At 60.9% G+C, this 13,906-nt stretch carries 14 protein-coding genes; 4 read left to right on the top strand and 10 right to left on the bottom strand.

Annotation, left to right across the window (positions count from 1 at the left end; all coding sequences use genetic code 11):
- Positions 1-14 precede the first annotated feature (14 nt).
- On the bottom strand, positions 15-1,454 hold the full coding sequence (gene pyk / locus C7U61_RS15220) for a pyruvate kinase (RefSeq protein ID WP_106998857.1): 1,440 nt from the start codon (positions 1,452-1,454) through the stop codon (positions 15-17).
- Complete coding sequence (locus C7U61_RS15225; protein ID WP_069613236.1) at positions 1,454-1,942, bottom strand: DUF1036 domain-containing protein; 489 nt, start codon at positions 1,940-1,942, stop codon at positions 1,454-1,456. The genes pyk and C7U61_RS15225 overlap by 1 nt, the downstream gene beginning before the upstream one ends.
- Before the next feature lie 204 nt (positions 1,943-2,146).
- Between C7U61_RS15225 and C7U61_RS15230 the strand changes: the two genes are divergently transcribed.
- From C7U61_RS15230 to C7U61_RS15240, 3 genes are all read left to right on the top strand, one after another.
- Positions 2,147-2,941 (top strand): N-formylglutamate amidohydrolase, encoded by a 795-nt coding sequence (locus C7U61_RS15230; RefSeq protein WP_106998858.1) that lies wholly within the window; start codon positions 2,147-2,149, stop codon positions 2,939-2,941.
- Positions 2,942-2,968: 27 nt separating this feature from the next.
- Complete coding sequence (locus C7U61_RS15235) at positions 2,969-3,274, top strand: DUF1244 domain-containing protein (RefSeq protein ID WP_106998859.1); 306 nt, start codon at positions 2,969-2,971, stop codon at positions 3,272-3,274.
- A gap of 171 nt (positions 3,275-3,445) precedes the next feature.
- A complete protein-coding gene (locus C7U61_RS15240) occupies positions 3,446-3,697 on the top strand; it encodes a DUF2312 domain-containing protein (RefSeq protein WP_069613239.1) in 252 nt (83 codons plus the stop codon).
- A 63-nt stretch (positions 3,698-3,760) separates the two neighbouring features.
- Here C7U61_RS15240 and C7U61_RS15245 read toward each other — a convergent pair whose 3' ends face one another.
- The 4 genes from C7U61_RS15245 to C7U61_RS15260 form a co-directional block, all read right to left on the bottom strand.
- Positions 3,761-4,813: a nitronate monooxygenase gene (locus C7U61_RS15245; protein WP_181315853.1), complete on the bottom strand. Its 1,053-nt coding sequence runs from the start codon at positions 4,811-4,813 to the stop codon at positions 3,761-3,763.
- 98 nt (positions 4,814-4,911) lie between these two features.
- The gene (locus C7U61_RS15250) at positions 4,912-5,838 is read right to left on the bottom strand and encodes an NAD(P)-dependent oxidoreductase (RefSeq protein WP_106998860.1); all 927 of its coding nucleotides are present in this window, start codon (positions 5,836-5,838) and stop codon (positions 4,912-4,914) included.
- A gap of 98 nt (positions 5,839-5,936) precedes the next feature.
- The gene (locus tag C7U61_RS15255; RefSeq protein WP_106998861.1) at positions 5,937-7,034 is read right to left on the bottom strand and encodes a branched-chain amino acid aminotransferase; all 1,098 of its coding nucleotides are present in this window, start codon (positions 7,032-7,034) and stop codon (positions 5,937-5,939) included.
- A gap of 190 nt (positions 7,035-7,224) precedes the next feature.
- Positions 7,225-8,487: an NAD(P)/FAD-dependent oxidoreductase gene (locus C7U61_RS15260; protein WP_106998862.1), complete on the bottom strand. Its 1,263-nt coding sequence runs from the start codon at positions 8,485-8,487 to the stop codon at positions 7,225-7,227.
- A 275-nt stretch (positions 8,488-8,762) separates the two neighbouring features.
- On the opposite strand from C7U61_RS15260, the gene C7U61_RS15265 reads away from it, so the two are divergent.
- Positions 8,763-9,023, top strand: coding sequence for a hypothetical protein (locus tag C7U61_RS15265; RefSeq protein WP_106998863.1), 261 nt, complete (start codon positions 8,763-8,765; stop codon positions 9,021-9,023).
- A 147-nt stretch (positions 9,024-9,170) separates the two neighbouring features.
- On the opposite strand, the gene C7U61_RS15270 is transcribed toward C7U61_RS15265, so the two are convergent.
- The 4 genes from C7U61_RS15270 to C7U61_RS15285 form a co-directional block, all read right to left on the bottom strand.
- Positions 9,171-9,872, bottom strand: a complete 702-nt coding sequence (locus tag C7U61_RS15270) for a polysaccharide deacetylase family protein (protein ID WP_106998864.1) — start codon at positions 9,870-9,872, stop codon at positions 9,171-9,173.
- Positions 9,873-9,882: 10 nt separating this feature from the next.
- Entirely contained in the window at positions 9,883-10,725 is an 843-nt protein-coding gene (locus C7U61_RS15275) for a glycosyltransferase family 25 protein (protein ID WP_106998865.1), read from the bottom strand.
- A gap of 214 nt (positions 10,726-10,939) precedes the next feature.
- Positions 10,940-11,557 (bottom strand): hypothetical protein, encoded by a 618-nt coding sequence (locus tag C7U61_RS15280; protein WP_106998866.1) that lies wholly within the window; start codon positions 11,555-11,557, stop codon positions 10,940-10,942.
- A gap of 279 nt (positions 11,558-11,836) precedes the next feature.
- A complete protein-coding gene (locus tag C7U61_RS15285; RefSeq protein ID WP_106998867.1) occupies positions 11,837-13,783 on the bottom strand; it encodes a DUF882 domain-containing protein in 1,947 nt (648 codons plus the stop codon).
- Positions 13,784-13,906: the final 123 nt, after the last annotated feature.

The following is a 13,906-nucleotide window of genomic DNA, read 5'->3' on the forward strand; positions in this document are numbered from 1 at the left end:
TCGAAATTCGGCAATCACACGCCGGACTGGCCGTCCGAACCGATATAGGCAATGCGCAGCATGTTGGTAGCGCCCGGCGTGCCGAGCGGCACACCGGCCGAAATGATGATGCGGTCGCCTGGCTTGCCGAAGCCTTCTTCGGCAACGATGCGGCAGGCATTGTTGACCATGTCGTCAAGGTCGGTTGCATCATGCGTGACGACGCAATGCATGCCCCAGACGACGGACAGGCGGCGTGCCGTCTGGATGATCGGCGACAGCGCCAGGATCGGAACCTGCGGACGCTCGCGCGAGGCGCGCAGACCGGTAGTGCCGGAGGACGTATAGCAGACGATGGCGGCGAGCTTCAGAGTCTCGGCGATCTGGCGGGCGGCGAGCGAGATCGCGTCGGCGCCAGTTGCCTCAGGCAGGGCGCGCTGGGCATAGATGATGCCCGGATAATGCGGCTCGCGCTCGATCGTGCCGGCAATGGAAGCCATCATGGAAACGGCTTCGACCGGATAGTCGCCGGATGCGGATTCTGCAGAGAGCATGACGGCATCGGCGCCTTCGAAGACGGCGGTCGCGACGTCGGAAACTTCGGCGCGGGTCGGGACCGGCGCGGAGATCATCGATTCCAGCATCTGCGTGGCGACGACCACCGGCTTGCCGGAACGGCGGCAGGCGCGGATCAACTGCTTCTGGATGCCGGGCACGGATTCCAGCGGCATTTCCACGCCGAGGTCGCCGCGCGCCACCATCAGAGCGTCGGAAAGCTCGATGATTTCCTCGATGCGCTCGACGGCCTGCGGCTTCTCGATCTTCGACATCAGCCCAACGCGGCCGTGCGAGATCTTGCGGACTTCCGTCAGATCTTCCGGACGCTGGATGAAGGAAAGAGCGACCCAGTCGACTTCATTGGTGGCGAGAACGGCGTCGAGGTCGTTGCGGTCCTTGTCGGTCAGCGCACCGACGCCGAGCAGCGTATCGGGCAGGCTGACGCCCTTGCGGTCGGAAATCTTGGTGCCCGAAATGACTGTTGTCACGATGCTCTTGCCATCACATTTTTCGGCACGCAGCGCCAGCTTGCCGTCATCGATCAGCAGACGGTGGCCGGGCTGAACCGATTCCAGGATTTCCGGATGCGGCAGGTAGACACGCGTGTTGTCGCCGGGAATATCCTGATTGTCGAGCGTGAAGGTCTGGCCGGGCTTCAGATCGACCTTGCCTTCGGCAAACTTGCCGACGCGCAGCTTGGGACCCTGCAAGTCAGCGAGAATACCGATCGGACGACCACAGCGGCTTTCGACGGCGCGAATGCGCTGGATCAGCGTACGCATCACATCATGGCTGGCGTGGCTCATGTTGATGCGGAAAAGATCCGCCCCCGCCTCGTGAAGCTTCTGGATCATTTCCTCCGTGGAGGAAGCCGGACCGAGCGTTGCGAGGATTTTGACTTTTCGGTTTCGTCTCATCAATTCTGGCTTTCTTGGCTGCCCGAGGGCTCGGAAAGCTGAACCATCCAGCTCGCCTGGCGCCCGGTGTCGTATTCCTTGAATCCCATCTTCTGGTAGCCACGCGCGTAGCAATCCTTGACGCCTGGGATTTTGAATTCATTTTCCGCCACGCACATTTCGACGTCGCCCGTCCAGCGGCCGCCGCGGGCCGCATCTTCTGCGTAGAGATAATAATAGCGGGATTGAAGCGGCCCCTCGATCAAAGTCGCACAGGTATTGGCCGGAATTTGCCACCAGCCCTCCGTCACCCAGCCGTCCTTGGCGCGATAGCCGATGGCAACGCCGACAAGGTTCTGCGTGCCGTTGCACGTTCGGAAATCGGCATGGGCGGCATTCGGCATGAAGAAGAACGGCGCCGCCGCAGCGAGGATGAGGAAGGCGATTCGGGCGAGCGGGCCTGACCGCTTAACGAAACGTGGCGCGACTTGGCTGGACACGGCTTCCAATTGGCTCCCGGTTATTCGTTGTTGCGTCTTCTTGCGCCGCCATCCCATGAATGTCAACGCAACTCTAATCGATTATATTTTCTTCACGGGATGGTGACGGCACCATGCGCCGCTCCTCATCCGATCGAAATTGCGAACCTTGCACCTTCCATCCGCACATGCAATCAGACAAAGAGTTGAAAATTTCAATAACCGACAATCTGCATGACTGATTTCAGACCCTACGAACTCATACCCGGCAATCGTGACAAAGGCATGGTCATTCTCGGCGATCACGCCATGCGGCGCCTGCCCGAGCGCTATGGCAGCCTTGGCCTGCCGGAAGCTGCATTTTCCCGCCACATCGCCTATGACATCGGGATCGAGAGCCTATGCCGCCATCTCTGCGCACGGCTGGACATACCCGGCGTGCTCGGCGGCTTTTCCCGTCTGCTGATCGATCCGAACCGGGGCGAAGATGACCCGACCCTCATCATGAAGATCTCGGATGGCGCGATCATCCCCGGCAATCATCCGATTACTGATGAGGAATGGAACTATCGTATAGAAGCCTTCCACCGGCCTTATCACCAAGCGGTGGATGGTACGATTTCTGCGGTGGCGGAAGCCAGCGGCAAGGCGCCCCTGGTTTTCTCGATGCACTCCTTCACGCCAGCGTGGAAGGGTATGCCGCGACCCTGGCATGCCAGCGTGCTCTGGGATAGCGACGACCGTGCCGTCGTGCCGCTTCTTGCAAAGCTCGGCGCCGATACCGATCTCGTTATCGGAGACAATGAGCCCTATGACGGTGCATTGCGCAACGACACCATGTTCCGCCATTGCATGATGAAGGGCATTGCGCATGCGCTGCTGGAGGTCCGGCAGGATCTGATCGGCGACGAGGCCGGCATTGTCGAATGGGCAGATCGCCTGGCACCGATCTTCACAGAGATCAATACCGATGCGGCGCTCCATGAATATAAGCGGTATCCTTCGCGCACCGGCCCTTATGAGGCGTAAGCCGGCAGGCGAATTGAGGAGAAAGAGATGATGACGCTCACCAAGGAACAAGAGACCCAACTAGAGGCCGCTGCTTTCCGCCGCCTCGTTGCGCATCTGCGCGAACGCAGCGACGTTCAGAATATCGATCTGATGAATCTTGCCGGCTTCTGCCGCAACTGCCTCTCCAACTGGTATCGCGAAGCGGCCGAAGAGGCCGGGCTGCCCGTCAGCAAGGATGAGTCCCGGGAAATGATCTACGGCATGCCCTACGAGGATTGGAAGAACCTGCATCAGAAAGAAGCCTCGCCTGTGCAAAAAGCCGCTTTCGAGCAGAACAAGCCGAAAGATTAACGCTCCCTTCACCAATTCGGCTTGACCTTGCGCGCCATTCGCGGCACGTCAACTGCCCGATCGAATTCGAAATCCCGCGCAAGCCCCGAAGCGATGTGCCCCTATCGGTGACCGACCGATCTCATCCGCGACCGGCTGCAAGCGACCCTTGAGACCCTTTAGGAGAAGTGCATGGAAGAGAACAGCGTCGAGAACGTGGCCGCGGCGGAACTGCGTCAATTCATCGAGCGCATCGAGCGCCTCGAAGAAGAAAAGGCCGCCATCCAGTCCGACATCAAGGACGTCATGGGCGAAGCCAAGGGCCGCGGCTACGACACCAAGGCGATCCGCACCATCATTCGCCTTCGCAAGAAGGACGCAAACGAACGCCTGGAAGAAGAATCCATCCTGCAGACCTACATGGCCGCACTCGGCATGGAATGATCGAGGCTTCTCAAGCTCGCAGAACGATCAGGAGCCGGTTTGCCGGCTCCTTCCTTTTGAGGGTCACTCGGCGAAAAGGCGATGGATCAATTCGGCGGCACTTCCCTGCCAAAGCTCGCCCTTGCCCGTCCCCGACCATAGGGATAGGAAATCCGGCAATCCCTTCGCCGTCGATGCACCGCGTATGTCCCGCGTGAACTTGTTTTGTGCCGGAAAGGGAAGAATGGCGGCCGGTTTTCCATCCATCTCATTCATGAAGCGATTTTCGATGCCGCGCGCGAAACGGCCTGAGAAGGCGCGTGTCGTCCGCGTCTTCCGCTCCGGCGTTTCGAGCAGCTTCTTGCGATAGGGCGCCGATGTTCCGGCTTCCGCGCAGGCAAGGAAGGCCGTGCCCATCTGGACGGCCTGCGCGCCCGCCTGCAGCGCCGCCTGGATATCGCTGGGGGTCATGATGCCGCCGGCCGCGATCAGCGGCACGCGAATGGTGCCAACACATTGCGCTAGGAGATCGCGCATCCCGATTTCCGGATCTTCTGCCGTGGCGTTGAAAATGCCGCGATGACCGCCCGCTTCGAAGCCTTGCAGCACGATCGCATCCACGCCGCTCTCTTCCAGCGCCCTCGCCTCTTCGAGAGCCGTCGCCGTGCCGATCAGCGGGATACCGGCCTTTTTCGCCTCTCGTACATGGTCCGCCGGCAACAGGCCGAAGACGAAGCTGAAACAAGCCGGTTTGATACGCAAAACAGCTTCGAACTGCCCATCGAAATCCTCTTCATAGGGAGGAGAAAGCTGCGGCGAAGGCAGTTCCAGCTCCTGGCGATATCGTGCGGTCGCCGCCGCCGCGCGCTCGACCCGATCGGTGGCGACCTCCGGGATCGAATGCGGAATGAACAGATTGATCGAAAAGGGCTTATCGGTTTGTTGACGCACCTGAGCTGCAAAGGTTTCGATGGCCGCGGCGCTCAAATAGGCGCCGCCCGCGGCGCCGAGCGCGCCCGCAGCCGAAGCCGCCGCCACCAGCTCCACCGACGTAGGGCCGCCCGCCATCGGCGCGACGATCAACGGATGCTTCAAACCGAGCTGTTGAAAAAGATTGCTATCGATAGGGGCAGACATGTCCGGCTTCCTTTCAGAAAGGTCTGTTCAGGTCTCCATGCAACATAGGTGCCGCAAGGCGGCTTCCCAAGCATAAGCTTGAGGAAATTACGGGTCCATCAGCTCCGCCTGAGCGCCTCGGTGCGAGCCTCGATGGCCGCAACCACCGATATCATGTCGAGCCGGCCATTGCCGAGTTCGACGCTTTCCCCGTAGAGAGTACGGCAGAGATCGAGAACAGGCGATGCCATATTCGCGGCGCGGGCCGCCACCGAGATCAGCTTCGTGCTGTTGAACGCATCGGCTGTCGCCGCTTGCACTGAAAAATCCCGCGCTACAAGCTTCGGAATTTTCACCCGCGTCAGATCGCTGGCAATGGGGCCGGCATCGATGGCAGCCTGAAACGTTTGGAGATCGAGCCCGTTGCTCTCGGCAAAATGCGCGGCTTCGGCAAGGCCGGCGAGCATCGTGCAGAGATAGAGGTTGACGGCCAGTTTCATGAGCAGCGCATTGCCGACCGGACCGCACAAAATCGTTTCGCGGCACATAGGCGCAAGCAGCGGCCGCACCTCGGCAACCGTCTCCGCATCCCCGCCGAGCAGAGCGACGAGTTGTGCCGTCTCGGCGGGCTTGCGCGAGCCCGAAATTGGAGCTTCGACATAGCGCCCGCCGACAGCGAGAATATCGGCGGCTAGCCCGCGCGAATAGTCGGGCGGATTGGATCCCATCGACACGACGATGCGCCCGGACACCAGCTTGGCAAAGTCCGCAGTCCCGCGCCGCAGCACCTCGTCCAGTACCGTTTGGTTGACAAGCATCAGGATGACGATGCGGGCGCGTTTGAACACCTCCTCGACACTTGCAGCAACCGCTGCGCCCGCCTGCCGCAGCGGATCGGCCGCTGTCGGCGATCGGTTCCACACGACAAGCCTGGTGCCGGCCTTCGCGAGATTAAGAGCCATCGGCTGGCCCATGACGCCGAGACCGACAAAACCTATCTCCTCGCCCGGCACCGCGCCGGGACGTTCGCTGACGCTGGTCATCATAACAACTCCGATGGTTCGGGTGACTATGCGAACTCTGATGTCAGAAGCCGGCGGGAGAGCTCATATGCCTTCCCGCCGGATATGGGTTCATGGTTCGTTTAGAACAGGCGATCCAGCCACTCGTTCTTGTCCGGCGCGCGGCCGAACTGGATGTCGGTCAGCGCTGCTTTCAGGCGCTGTGTCGTAGCGCCGGCATTGCCGTCGCCGATGGTGAAGCTGTGCTTGCGGCCCTTCACCTTGCCGATCGGCGTCACGACAGCCGCCGTGCCGCAGGCGAAGGATTCGCGCAGGCGCCCGCTCTCCGCATCCGCCTGCCACTGCTCGATCGAATAGGGCTCCTCACGCACCGTCAGGCCCATGTCGCGGCCAAGCTTGATCAGCGAATCGCGGGTGATGCCCGGCAGGATCGTGCCGGTGAGCGGCGGCGTCTGCAGCGATCCGTCGTCGAAGACAAAGAAGACGTTCATGCCGCCAAGCTCTTCGATCCAGCGCTTTTCGACGGCATCGAGGAAGACGACCTGATCGCAGCCCTCGCGCTGGCCCTCTGCCAATGCGGCAAGGCTTGCGGCATAGTTGCCGCCGCACTTGGCCGCACCCGTGCCGCCAGGCGCGGCGCGGGTGAAATTTTCGGAGACCCAGAGCGTGACGGCCGATCCGCCGCCCTTGAAAAAGGAGGCGACCGGGGAAGCAATGACGCAATAAATATATTCTGCCGACGGCTTTGTGCCGAGAGCGACTTCCGTACCGATCAGGAACGGCCGGAGATAGAGCGAAGCCCCTTCCGCAGTCGGGATCCATTCGCGCTCGATTCTGACCAGTTCGCGGACGGATTGGACAAAGAGTTCTTCCGGCAAGCGCGGCATCGCCAGCCGTTCGGCCGAATTCTGGAAACGGCGCGCATTGGCGCTCGGGCGGAAAAGCGCCGCCCCGCCGTCAGGCAGGTGATAGGCCTTCATGCCTTCGAAGATTTCCTGGGCATAATGAAGCACCACGGTAGCCGGATCGAGAGCAAGTGCCTTGCGCGGCTCGATCTTGGCGCTGTGCCAGCCGCGATCCTGCGAATAGCGGATCGTCACCATGTGATCGGTGAAGATGCGGCCGAAGCCCGGGTTCTGCAGCAGCGCTTCCCGCTCGCTCGCCGTCGCTGGATTGGGATTTTTCTGGATGTCGAAGGTTAATTTTTCGCCGGTGCTCATGGCTCCTCCAATGCTTCTTTGCCGCGGCATTCGCCGCCCATCTCCCGAAGAATGGTGTAAATCAAATCGGGTGGTATTTGATTGCGTTTACGCCTGTTCTCACGCAAGTTTAAGAGCGATTTGCATAAAATTACGAGGCCAATCGCGATTTCTTGCCGGCAGGTTGGTTATCTATCTCGTCGGCCTTCCGTCAGAGGGCTTCCGCAACGGCTTCGGCGGCGGCAGCACCGGTTTCATACGCGCCGTGCGCGGTAGAATAGCGCGTCTTCGAGCAGGCTTCCCCGGCGAAGAACAAGCGTTTATCGAGGGGAGCGGCGAGGACGCCGCGCAGATCGGACGCACCGGGCGTCGCATAGGAATAAGAACCGCCGAAGAAGGGCTCTCCCGCCCAGGCGGATGCCGCCAGCGGCGATAGCGTCTTGCCGATATCGGCGCCGAAGACGCGCTTCAGTTGTTCCACCGAAAAATCAAACATCGCATCCACGCCCTGCCGCTCCAGATCGAACGCAAGGTCGGCGGCGAAATAGGCCTCGATAACCGGCGCACCGAACGGCTTCAGCTGATAGGCGCCCGTCCGGCGGCTATGCAGCGATCCCATCACATGCGTATCCTCCGGAAACATCGCTGGTTCAGCAACGCGAAGGAAAAGCTTGTTTGCCAAGCCGAGCGGCAGGCGGGCCGCCGCGTCGATCTTCTCCGGCAAAGGCGGCCAGAAGGCGATTCGTTCTGCCGCAAGCACATTGGTGGAAACCGTGACGACGACGGCCTTCGCCCGCAGCTCGCCCTTGCCTGTCGAAAGCACGATACGGCCGGCGCCGCTGTGGTCGATACGGCTGACTTCGGCGCCGAGAACGGTCGGCACCGGCAGGCCGTAGGTGGCGACCAATGTGCCGTAGCCCTGCCGCACGCGCCAGTCGGGACCAGGGCCGGGATCATAGCGGCCAAGGTCGATCACCGAGGACTTGTCCAGCTCTCCCCCGGTCATGAAGGCGCCGACAGCGTAAATCCTTTCATTCCACGGATCATTCGGAGACAGCATGGCCGAGAGATCGGCGTCTGCATCGCCCTCATAATCATAGACGCGCGCAAAGAAGGCGTTGACGGCTGCAGCCGCAGCTTTTGCATCGGGATCGCTCTGTTCGAGCCGATGGCCGCCGTCGCTCCAGGGTGCAGGCGTGCGATCGACGGTCAGACCCACTTCCCCGGCAATCTCTGTCCAGGCGTTGGTCCGCGCGCCATGCAGCCAGCCGCAGCCGAGATCGAGCGCGGCGGCATCGGCCCCGAACGGATGGATCGAGCGGGCCCGGCCGCCCACGCGGTCGGAGGCCTCGAGCAAGAGGATCGAGAGATCCGGCCGAAGCAATTGCAATTGCCGGGCTGCGGCCACACCGGCTGCGCCGGCGCCGATCACGGCAACGTCGACCTCGCCGCCTTTCCAGGATTCGATGGGCATTCCAATTCCTTTTCGCCCGGGCATCGGAGAGTGATCCAGCCGCGCGACTTGGTGATGAGGCTCGCCAATCCGCCAACGCGAACCCTTGCGACCATCTGTAGCCGACCACGGCGCGGCCTGTAAACGGGCGCCGCGATGGGCATACCAAATTGCCGCATTGAGCCGAAATGACGAATGTCGTACGTGCTTCATCGAGGCACATAATGAGGACGATCGTGCGGAAACGGACTTCGGAACGACACTTTCGGCCGCGAAGCACAGCATGGGAGGCGACCTTGCCGACACAGCTCAATAAGACCGCAACCGCACGCCGCAGCTTTTTCAAACCGCGTCCGGAAACACCGATGTTCACCAAGGAGTGGTCCATCCCCGCGATCCTCACCATCTTCTTGCTCGGCGTCTGCGGTCTGATCGCCTATTTCACCTGGACCCTCATGCCGCCGGCAACAGCGCAGATCCATGTGGGTGGACCTACCACGCTCAGCGACAGCAATGCTCATCCGATTGCCGATCCGGCGCCGAAAAAGCAGCCATAGCCGCCGATGAGGCATGAGAAGATCAAGATGCGTGGACGGTGATCGACCAGGACCGAGGTGGTCGGGGCAGGCGCGGTACTTTCCACCGCCGTCCATAAGATCGACGGCAGTTCCAGCTTTACTGTCGGACGGTGATCGAAGGGCCGGCTAGCCGACGACGCATTTCTTGACGAAATGCAGCCAGCTGTCGTTGCGCCGGATGGTTGCGCGCGGCAGGCCGAACGGATCGTCGCCTGAGCGCGCCCGGCCCCGTCGCGTCGTCGTTGCTGCGCTGTAACCGGCTTCATAGGCAAGCACACGGTCGAGCGGCGTTTCGTCGCCATAGGGAAAGCAGAAGGACGAAATCCCCTCGTCCAACAGGTCTTCGAGCAGATCGCGCGAATGCGTGATCTGCCGGCGCGCCTCCTCCATCGGCAATTGTGGCAGGCGAACGTGATCGAGGGTGTGCGATCCCACCTCATGCCCCAGGCTGTGCCAGTGTCGCAACTGCTCGACCGACATGCAGGGCGCCTGTGCAACGCCGAGGGGGAGATCCCAGATATTGCTGCCTCCGATCTGGTTCGCCACGACGAAATTCGTGGCGGTAAAGCCGAACTCCTGCAGCACCGGCAAGGCGTTCTCATAGACATTGGCATAGCTGTCGTCGAAGGTGATGGCAGCGACTTTGCCGGCCTTCTCGCCGCGGATGTATGGCATTGCTTCACGCAGCGCCATGCCGTGGATTCCCAGCCTTTTCAGCCATTCCATCTGACGGCGGAAGGCTTCCGGATGGACAACCATGCTTCTGAACGGCGCCTTGCGCGACGGCGGCACCGCAATCTGATGATACGCGAGGATCGGAACGGCCACGATGGATGTCTCAGATGAAGCGGCGCGAGCGGAGCGCGATCTTGGCACGATAGAGCGGCCGCAACACCTCTCTGGAGAGAGTCTGCGTCAATGTCTTGCGGCTTTTGATCGTGCTGCCGCCGAGCTGGGGAGAAATTTCCCGCACACCGCCTGGCAGGACCGCGAGGGGCGACACGCGGGTAAACCAGCTCATCTGAACGGTGGTATCCACGGGCCTGTCGAAGACGGAGGTCGCTTCCAGCAGGCGAATAGCGGCGTCGCGGCTGACAAGCTGCGCCACCATGCCAAGTCCTATCCGCGTCGGCTGAATGACATTGGTCGCTCCCTGGGAGAGCACGCATTTGCCATGCTCCTTGCCCATACGAAACGGGAAGCGGATGAAAGAACCCGGCTTCAGGCAGGCCTTGGCGGCGGCGAAAGCGGCATGGAACGCATCGTCGATCTCGACATCGTCCTCAAAGACGAGACCGGCATCGATGCCTTGCTCGACGATGGCGGACCAAGCCTTGCGGTGCGACAGAAAGCAGGCAATCTCGCCCGCGCTCATCGCAAACGGATAATATGGCTTCTGCAGCCGAGGACGGTAGACGTTATCGATCTCGGCGGCACTCAGGGTGCGGCCATCGACTGCCTCGACGATCTCGCTTTGCACCGGAAGCTTTGCGGCAAGCCTTTCGACCTGAGGCATACGATCGCGGGCGCGAGCCAGATGGATGATGAAGCCACGAATGACCGGCTGGCCCGGCGCGTCCGGAACAACACCGACCGGATTGGACGCAGGAGCGAACTCGAATCCCGTATGAGATCTTTCGAGCGGCATCGCCGAAGACGGGTTGAATTCGTGGGCTTGCATGAATGGATACCTCGAGGTCATATTCCGCGAGGCTCTAGCAACCCTGAATGAAAGCGAGCTTAGGCAAACCTGAGCCGAAACTGAAAATGGTTGTTTTCAAGTGATCTAAACAACTGAAGGAAGGCTAGAGCATGTCACGCAAATGTGGACAGCGGTTTTGCCACGACGGCATGCGCAAAAGTGTGGGAAGCGAATCTGAAGGATCGCGACACACTTAAACGATCATGCCGATACGGCCGCTCGCGACCTTGTCTTCCACCCAGCGGCGCTCATCCAGCCAGGCATGGCGCCTCCAGCCTTCCCAGCTGAAGCCGCACAGCTTCACGTCCCATTCGTCGGCAGGCAATCGTGACAGGGCATATCGAATGCCGAAGAAGCCGGTGCTCGGGAAGAGCTGGTGCATCCGGCATTGGTTCACGCCGAGTTCCTTGCAGCCTTCGATGTAGAACTGCGGCGGCATGATGCGGATTTCCTTGCCGGCCGCGCCGACCAATTCGATCGTCCGCATCGTCCAATCGCTCCTCCTACCCTTGAGGCGCGAGAGAAGATTGGGCTTGGGGTGATATCTGCGGATGATATCGGGATGATAGGCCAGCACGACCTCTTTAGCGGCAATGAAAGTCGGACTTGTCAGAAAGGCAGGGTCCGTCAATCGACGCTGCATCGGCTTGCTGGAAGCCGCAAGCATGAGAATATCGGTGCGTGATCCGCTCATCCCGATCGAGGCTTTCGGCTCGTTGAAGCGCATTGCGAATTCCGCATTGTCCACGACCTCGGAAAGGTCGCGGTCCAGCTTGCCATTGCCGATGATAATTGCCGTCTTGCGGGTCAAATATGGACATCCACCAGGTCTAAAACCGCCGACCTAACGAAGCCAAATGAAGCGAAACTGAATGACGGTCAGGCAAGGATACATAATTCCTGACACGAACCTGAAAGCCGTCGCGATGTCACCCGCAAGCAACAGCAGTGCCTGAGAATCGAACTTCAGCTCAGATTTATCGACAGCTTGCGAGCGCGCAAGCCCGATTGCGACCTCGAAGGGATGATCTCCTGCCGAATCAAAAAGGAGCCCAAACGGGCTCCCCGAAGCGATGACGATGCGCCTCGCCTATTCGACTGAATTGAACTTCTTCACCTGAAGGAAATTCACTGCCGTTCCGCTGAAGCGTTCGGGATCGATCGATGCCGTCTGCATCTTGAAACCGTCGGTGTAAACGGCAGTCGGCTGCGCCCGGAGCGTCGGGCTCACGAAGCGCGGCGCCTTGACAGGACGGTTCACGATCTCGACCCGAGCCTTCGCGATCGCCCATTGCGAGATCATTTTCTCCGTCAGCGTCGGCGCGGTCGTCACCGTTGCTCGGCCTGAATCGGCCACAACGGCGTCCTGCTTGTTCGGCCGACCGCCCTTGGTGGCAATACCGGCGGCAATCGGACGTTCCTGAGGTGTCGTCGGCTCGAAACCGTCGTTGAAGCGACGGCTGCTGGCCTTCACCTCGTTACGAACCGGCGCAAGCGCGGCAACCTGCATCGGCATTTGCTGAGCCGGCCTCTGCTGCGGCAGGACGGCAGCAATTGCCTGCGCCGCATCGTTACCGGAGGTCAGACCATTGCCTGCCGGGGGCAGCTCATCCTTGGACGCAAGATTGTTGGATGGCTGGGTCACCGCAACCGCATTGTTGGTATCCGATCGATCCGGACGGCTTTGCTCCAGAGCCGCAATGACCGAAGGCGAAAGCGCGCCTGCATCGGCCTGGTCGTCGGCAGCCTCCTGATCGGCATCGGCTGATGCCAGCAGGCTTTCGGCCAATTCCGGACGTTGCGCCGGCACCGGAACGGCCGCCAGCTGGCCTTTCATGTCAGCCTCTGCCGATGCAACTTCGGCATCGCCAGGCGAGCGTCGATCCAGCAAGGACGGCACGGGCACATGATAAGAGCGAAGATCGGCATATTGCGGCTGATCTCCCGTATCCGGCATGGCGGCGGCAAGCGCATCCTGAGCAGCGCTACGAGACGGCGAGACGAGAGCGGAAGCAACATCGCTGCCGGCAGGCTGATTGCCGAAGGCCGGGCGAACCTGCGGAACGGGCGCGTTTACGCTGGCGACCTGAACCTGGGCTGGAGCTGCGCTATCGTCGCCATCATCGCTGGCGGCCGGAGCCGGCTGGCCTTTGCGAGCAGCCGAAGCGACGGCCACCGGTGCCGCCGTCGTCCCGGTATCTGCGTTATCCTCTTCCTCATCCGCACCGCCGCCTCCGAACAGACGGGCAAAGAAGCCACGGCGCGGCGAAGAGGAGCTGGCGATCTGGATATCGTCGGAGGACATGCGGCGCTTGTAATCGGCGACCGCCTGCTGATAGCCCGGCAGCGGCCGGCCATCGGCTGGGATATGCATGGTCTTACCATCCGGAAAGAGGCGGACGAGATCCTGGCGATCCATGCGCGGCCATGCGCGCACGCCGCCCACATCCATATGGACGAAAGGCGAACCCGAAGTCGGATAATAGCCGACACCGCCCACCTGCAGCTTCATGCCGATTTCACGCAGCTTGGAAAGCTTGACGTCCGGGAGATAGAAATCCATCGCGTTGCCGAGCATGTGCTGGCTCTTCTTGGCAACGCCGGTGTGGGCCGAACGCGTGCGCAGCATCTCGTTAGTGCCGGGCGAACGGAAACCGCAGATCACGTAGATGAATTCGTGCGAACCGCTTTCGCGGTAAACTTCCCAGATCAGATCGAACAGGCGCGGGTTCATCTTGGTGGGCTGATTCTTGCGCCAGTCGCGCAGGATGCGGTTCAGCTTCTCCAGGCCGTCCGGATCGAACTTGCCGTTGCGCTTGTAGGTGATGACGGCCTTTTCGCCGGTGTGAACGTAATAGATCTTCAGGCTGCGGGTTTCACCACCAGCCTGCGAGGGAGTGCCGACGAAAACAGGAGTAGAAACGGCCAAAGCAAGGAGGCCAATGGCTGCAACCTTGGCCACCTTGCTAAATAGGTGAGAGCACGCAGAATGCCAGCTCAAGCTATTAGGCTTGGTATTTGCACTCAAATTCGGCAATTCGATCCCCGTCCGACAGACAATGTCGCATCGTGTTCCAAATGGCTGTCAATTGCGGTGACACGATGGCAAAAATGCCACACATAGTCGCCCCCTTCATACATGGTGAACGATGCACTAACA

This window comes from Rhizobium sp. JAB6 (assembly GCF_003024605.1).
In the GTDB taxonomy this organism is placed as follows: Bacteria; Pseudomonadota; Alphaproteobacteria; order Rhizobiales; family Rhizobiaceae; genus Rhizobium.

Coding starts and splice junctions, on each gene's coding strand:
- pyk (WP_106998857.1), bottom strand. CDS start 1,454: ATGAGACGAAACCGAAAAGTCAAAATCCTCGCAACGCTCGGTCCGGCT.
- C7U61_RS15230 (WP_106998858.1), top strand. CDS start 2,147: ATGACTGATTTCAGACCCTACGAACTCATACCCGGCAATCGTGACAAA.
- C7U61_RS15235 (WP_106998859.1), top strand. CDS start 2,969: ATGATGACGCTCACCAAGGAACAAGAGACCCAACTAGAGGCCGCTGCT.
- C7U61_RS15240 (WP_069613239.1), top strand. CDS start 3,446: ATGGAAGAGAACAGCGTCGAGAACGTGGCCGCGGCGGAACTGCGTCAA.
- C7U61_RS15245 (WP_181315853.1), bottom strand. CDS start 4,813: ATGTCTGCCCCTATCGATAGCAATCTTTTTCAACAGCTCGGTTTGAAG.
- C7U61_RS15250 (WP_106998860.1), bottom strand. CDS start 5,838: ATGATGACCAGCGTCAGCGAACGTCCCGGCGCGGTGCCGGGCGAGGAG.
- C7U61_RS15255 (WP_106998861.1), bottom strand. CDS start 7,034: ATGAGCACCGGCGAAAAATTAACCTTCGACATCCAGAAAAATCCCAAT.
- C7U61_RS15260 (WP_106998862.1), bottom strand. CDS start 8,487: ATGCCCATCGAATCCTGGAAAGGCGGCGAGGTCGACGTTGCCGTGATC.
- C7U61_RS15275 (WP_106998865.1), bottom strand. CDS start 10,725: ATGCAAGCCCACGAATTCAACCCGTCTTCGGCGATGCCGCTCGAAAGA.